The sequence below is a fragment of the Leisingera sp. ANG-Vp genome (assembly GCF_000813725.1).
Lineage (GTDB): Bacteria > Pseudomonadota > Alphaproteobacteria > Rhodobacterales > Rhodobacteraceae > Leisingera.
Genome location: NZ_JWLD01000072.1, coordinates 1 through 3,952, shown reverse-complemented (window position 1 = coordinate 3,952; position 3,952 = coordinate 1). Strand labels below are relative to the sequence as shown.

General features: G+C 62.3%; 6 protein-coding genes. 3 read left to right on the top strand and 3 right to left on the bottom strand.

Annotation, left to right across the window (positions count from 1 at the left end; translation table 11 throughout):
* Positions 1-847, bottom strand: an 847-nt coding sequence (locus RA20_RS20615) for a glutathione S-transferase family protein (RefSeq protein ID WP_039133148.1), incomplete at its 3' end; no start/stop codon positions are given.
* A 215-nt stretch (positions 848-1,062) separates the two neighbouring features.
* Here RA20_RS20615 and RA20_RS20610 point away from each other — a divergent pair.
* The gene (locus RA20_RS20610; protein ID WP_039133145.1) at positions 1,063-1,431 is read left to right on the top strand and encodes a hypothetical protein; all 369 of its coding nucleotides are present in this window, start codon (positions 1,063-1,065) and stop codon (positions 1,429-1,431) included.
* A 7-nt stretch (positions 1,432-1,438) separates the two neighbouring features.
* Here the strand turns inward: RA20_RS20610 and RA20_RS20605 are convergent, their stop codons facing one another.
* On the bottom strand, positions 1,439-1,969 hold the full coding sequence (locus RA20_RS20605; protein WP_039133142.1) for a L,D-transpeptidase family protein: 531 nt from the start codon (positions 1,967-1,969) through the stop codon (positions 1,439-1,441).
* Between the two features lies 1 nt (position 1,970).
* Positions 1,971-3,143 carry a MalY/PatB family protein gene (locus RA20_RS20600; RefSeq protein ID WP_039133139.1) on the bottom strand — a complete coding sequence of 391 codons (1,173 nt, stop codon included), beginning with the start codon at positions 3,141-3,143 and terminating at the stop codon, positions 1,971-1,973.
* Positions 3,144-3,242: 99 nt separating this feature from the next.
* On the opposite strand from RA20_RS20600, the gene def reads away from it, so the two are divergent.
* Entirely contained in the window at positions 3,243-3,761 is a 519-nt protein-coding gene (gene def / locus RA20_RS20595; protein WP_039133137.1) for a peptide deformylase, read from the top strand.
* A 13-nt stretch (positions 3,762-3,774) separates the two neighbouring features.
* The coding region (locus tag RA20_RS20590; RefSeq protein WP_039133133.1) for a peptide deformylase at positions 3,775-3,952 on the top strand (178 nt) is incomplete at its 3' end.

Below are 3,952 nucleotides of genomic sequence, written 5' to 3'. Positions count from 1 at the left end.
CCCCCCGCCATTGATACAGCTCACGGACGTAGGCCCAAAGGTTCGGGAAATCCACCAGCCGCTTGCGGTTGCACTTGAAATGGACGTGGTAAACCGGATCAAAGCGCAGCAGCGTGGTGAACAGCCGCCAGTCGGCCTCGGTCACCTGGTCGCCCAGCAGGTAGCGGTGCTGCGACAGCAGGTCCTCCAGCCATTCCAGGCTGTCGAACAGCGGCTCTACCGCGGCGTCATAGGCCTCTTGCGTGGTGGCAAAGCCGCATTTGTAGACGCCGTTGTTGACACTGTCGTAGATGCGGGCATTCACAGCCTCGATCGGCTCGCGCAGCTCTTCTGGCCAGTAATCATCATCGTTGCCGGTGATCCCGTCAAAGGCCGAGTTGAACATCCGGATGATTTCAGAGCTTTCATTCGAGACGATGGTGCCCTGCTCCTTGTCCCACAGCACCGGCACCGTCACCCGGCCGGTATAGTCTGGATCGGCGCGGGTGTAGATCTGATGCATGCGGGTGCTGCCGAACAGCGTGTCGCCAGTGGCGCCGTTGCCGTCTGTTTCGAAAGTCCAGCCTTCATCCATCATGTCGGGATGCACGATGGAAACGGAAACGTGGTCTTCCAGCCCCTTCAGCTTGCGGAAGATCAGGGTGCGGTGGGCCCAGGGGCAGGCCAGGGAGACATATAGGTGATAGCGGCCGCTTTCGGCCTTGAAGCCGCCAGAGCCGCTGGGGCCTGCGCTGCCGTCAGCGGTGATCCAGTTGCGGAACTGCGATTCGCTGCGCTTGAAGGCGCCGCCGGTGGATTTGGTGTCATACCATTTGTCGTGCCACTTGCCGTCGATCAAAAGGCCCATCGTTCATGCTCCCGCTGCTGTGCTGAGGGGAACATATGCAGGGGCGGGCCTTGCGCCTATGCACCGGAGCGCGCAACGGCTCTGCGCCACTGCACAAGAGCAACAAAATTGCGCAGCCGTCAAATTTCCGAAAATGTTCACTTGATTTTATCTATTTGTGACGCACCGTTGAAAGAAGGACGCAAGGAAACCCCAGCATTCGGAAGGCCGGAAATATGAACACCTATGTGCCCAAAGCTGTACAGGAAGCACTGGACACCGCCCGCCTTCAGGGGATGCGGAGGAAAAGCCGCATGCGGGTGATGGCGGACGATACGCTGATTCCGGTTCTGCGGATGTGGAAGGACGGTTTCTCGGTTGAGGCTGATGCCGCGCCGATGCTGCGCGGGCTTGTCGACATCTACGACGGTGCGCGCCATGTGTCGCAATGCCTGATCGTCGCCAGCGAGGAAGAGGGCGGCGAGATGCGTTATGAATTCAAACGGTCGACTCCTGCGTCGGACAAGGCGCCTGTGGATTTCTACAAGTCTCCGGATGCGCCTGCCGGGCTGATTCCCTTCGACCAGTCGCAGGGCAAAATTTGAACCCGCGCTAGGGCCGGATTTCCACCTCAGTTCCAATCTGGGTGAGACGCCAGAGCGTCTGCATCTGTTCATTGCTGACGGCGATGCAGCCGGCGGTCCAGTCGCCCGGCAGGGTGATCAGATTGCCGACTGAATTCGGCTGCCCGTGGATGAAGATGTCTCCGCCGGGACTGACGCCGGCGGCCTGTGCTCGGGCGCGGTCCTCAGGCTGCGGATAGTCGATCCCCAGTGACAGGTGATAGGCGCTGTTGGGATTGCGCCGGTCAATCCGGAAGATGCCCTCGGGCGTTTTGCCGTCGCCTTCCTGTTCCTTGTCGCCGCTGGGTTCAAAGCCTAGCGAGATGGGGAACTCCAGCACCGTCTCGCCGCCGCGGCTGGCGGTCAGGCGGCGGGCGGATTTCTCGATCAGGATGCGGTCGATCCGGTCCACCGCCGCGCCGAGCGGCGGCGGTGCGGGACGCGGGGCAAAGGCCTGCCAGGCCATCCAGGCGGCGCCGGCCAGAACAACCAGCGCCAAGAGGCGCAGCAGGCGCTTCACCTTACTGCAGGTCCGAGAAGGCTTCGGCCAGGCGCTGGCAGGCCTCCTCGATCCGCGACCTCTGGGTGCCCAGGTTGAAACGCAGATAGTTCTCCCCGCCGGTGCCGAAGGTGGTGCCGTGGTTGGCAGCGATCTTGGCGGTTTGCTCGACCCTTGCCGTAAACTCGCTGCGGGCCATGCCGGTGCCGGAGAAGTCGACCCAGGCCAGATAGGTGGCCTCCAGCGGCATCGACTTCAGGCCCGGGATGGCGGCGATGGCCGCATCGAAAACCTTGCGGTTTTCATTGATATAGGCGACCTGGGCATCCGCCCATTCGGCCCCTTCGGGCGAATAGGCAGCGGCGGTGGCCAGCTGCCCGACCGAGTTCGGCGCCAGCGACAGCGCCGCAATCCGCTGCTTGAACTTTGCGCGCAGCTCCGGGTCGGGAATGATCACCTGGCCGGTATGCAGGCCGGCGATGTTGAAGGTCTTGGACGGCGCCGTCAGCATCAAGAGCCGGTCCATGATCTCCGGCGCGGCCAGCGGCATCGGGATGTGCTTGGCACCGCCGAACACCAGATCGTGGTGGATTTCATCCGAGATGAGCAGCAGATTGTGGCGCTTGGCGAAATCGGCCACGCCCTGAAGTTCCTCTTGGGTCCAGACCCGGCCGCCGGGGTTATGCGGCGAGCACAGAATCAGCATCGTCTCCTTGCCGGTCATCTGCGCGTCATAGGCGGCAAAATCCATTTCGTAGCGGCCGTCGTTGTTGACCAGCTCGCATTCCACCACCTCGCGGCCGGCGGCCCGGATAACGCGGGCAAAGGCGTGGTAGACCGGGGTGAACAGCACCACGCCGTCGCCGGCATTGGTGAAAGTATCCAGGCACAGGCCAACCCCGTTGCACAGGCCAGTGGCGGTGAAAATCGCGTCCGCCTCGACCTCCCAGCCGTGGCGGGCGTTCATCCACCAGCGGATCGCGTCCTTATACTGGCCGTCGCAATCGGTGTAGCCGAACACGCCGTGGTCCACCATTTCGCGGATCTTGCTCAGCACAGGTGCAGGCGCCTGAAAATCGGTATCCGCCACCCACATCGGCAGCCCGGTGTCCGAGGGCACGCCATAGATGCGCTCCATCGAATCCCATTTGTTGCTGAGGGTGCCGCGGCGGTCGATGTTCTCGTCAAAATTCATGTGGTGAACTCCCGTATGGTTGCCTGCGAAGCTAATCGCTGCAGCGCGGGGTGCAAGGGGGCCGTTGCGGTACGATTGCTGATCGCATAAATGAAACCCATGAAACGACCGATCCTGATCCATCCCGATCCCCGCCTCAAGAAGGTCTGCGCGCTCGTGCCTGACCTCAGCGATGACTTGCGCGTGCTGGCGGATGATATGCTGGAAACCATGTACGCCGCACCGGGCATCGGCCTGGCGGCGCCGCAGATCGGCATCCTGCAGCGGCTGATCGTGCTGGATTGCGTCAAGGAAGAAGACGGCGATCCGCGCCCGCTGGTGATGTTCAACCCGCAGATCATTTCCTCTTCGGACGAAACCAACGTCTATGAGGAAGGTTGCCTGTCGATCCCGGATCAATATGCCGAGGTGACCCGCCCCAAGGTGGTCGAGGTCGAATGGATGGACCGCGACGGCAACGCACAGCGCGAGGCGTTTGACGGGCTCTGGGCGACCTGCGTGCAGCATGAAATCGACCATTTGGACGGCAAGCTGTTCATCGATTACCTGAAGCCGCTGAAGCGCCAGATGATCACCCGCAAGATGCAGAAGCTGAAGCGCGAACGTGCCCGCGCCTGAGGGAACCACAGACATGACCGTCCGCACCTGCCTGCCCTGGCCTGACAAGCGCCTGCGCTCCAAGGCCGAAGAGGTGACTGAGATCACCGACGAGATCCGCGAAATCTGGAACGACATGGTCGACACCATGGACGCCATGCCGGGCGTTGGCCTGGCGGGCAACCAGATCGGCGTGATGCTGCGGCTGGCGG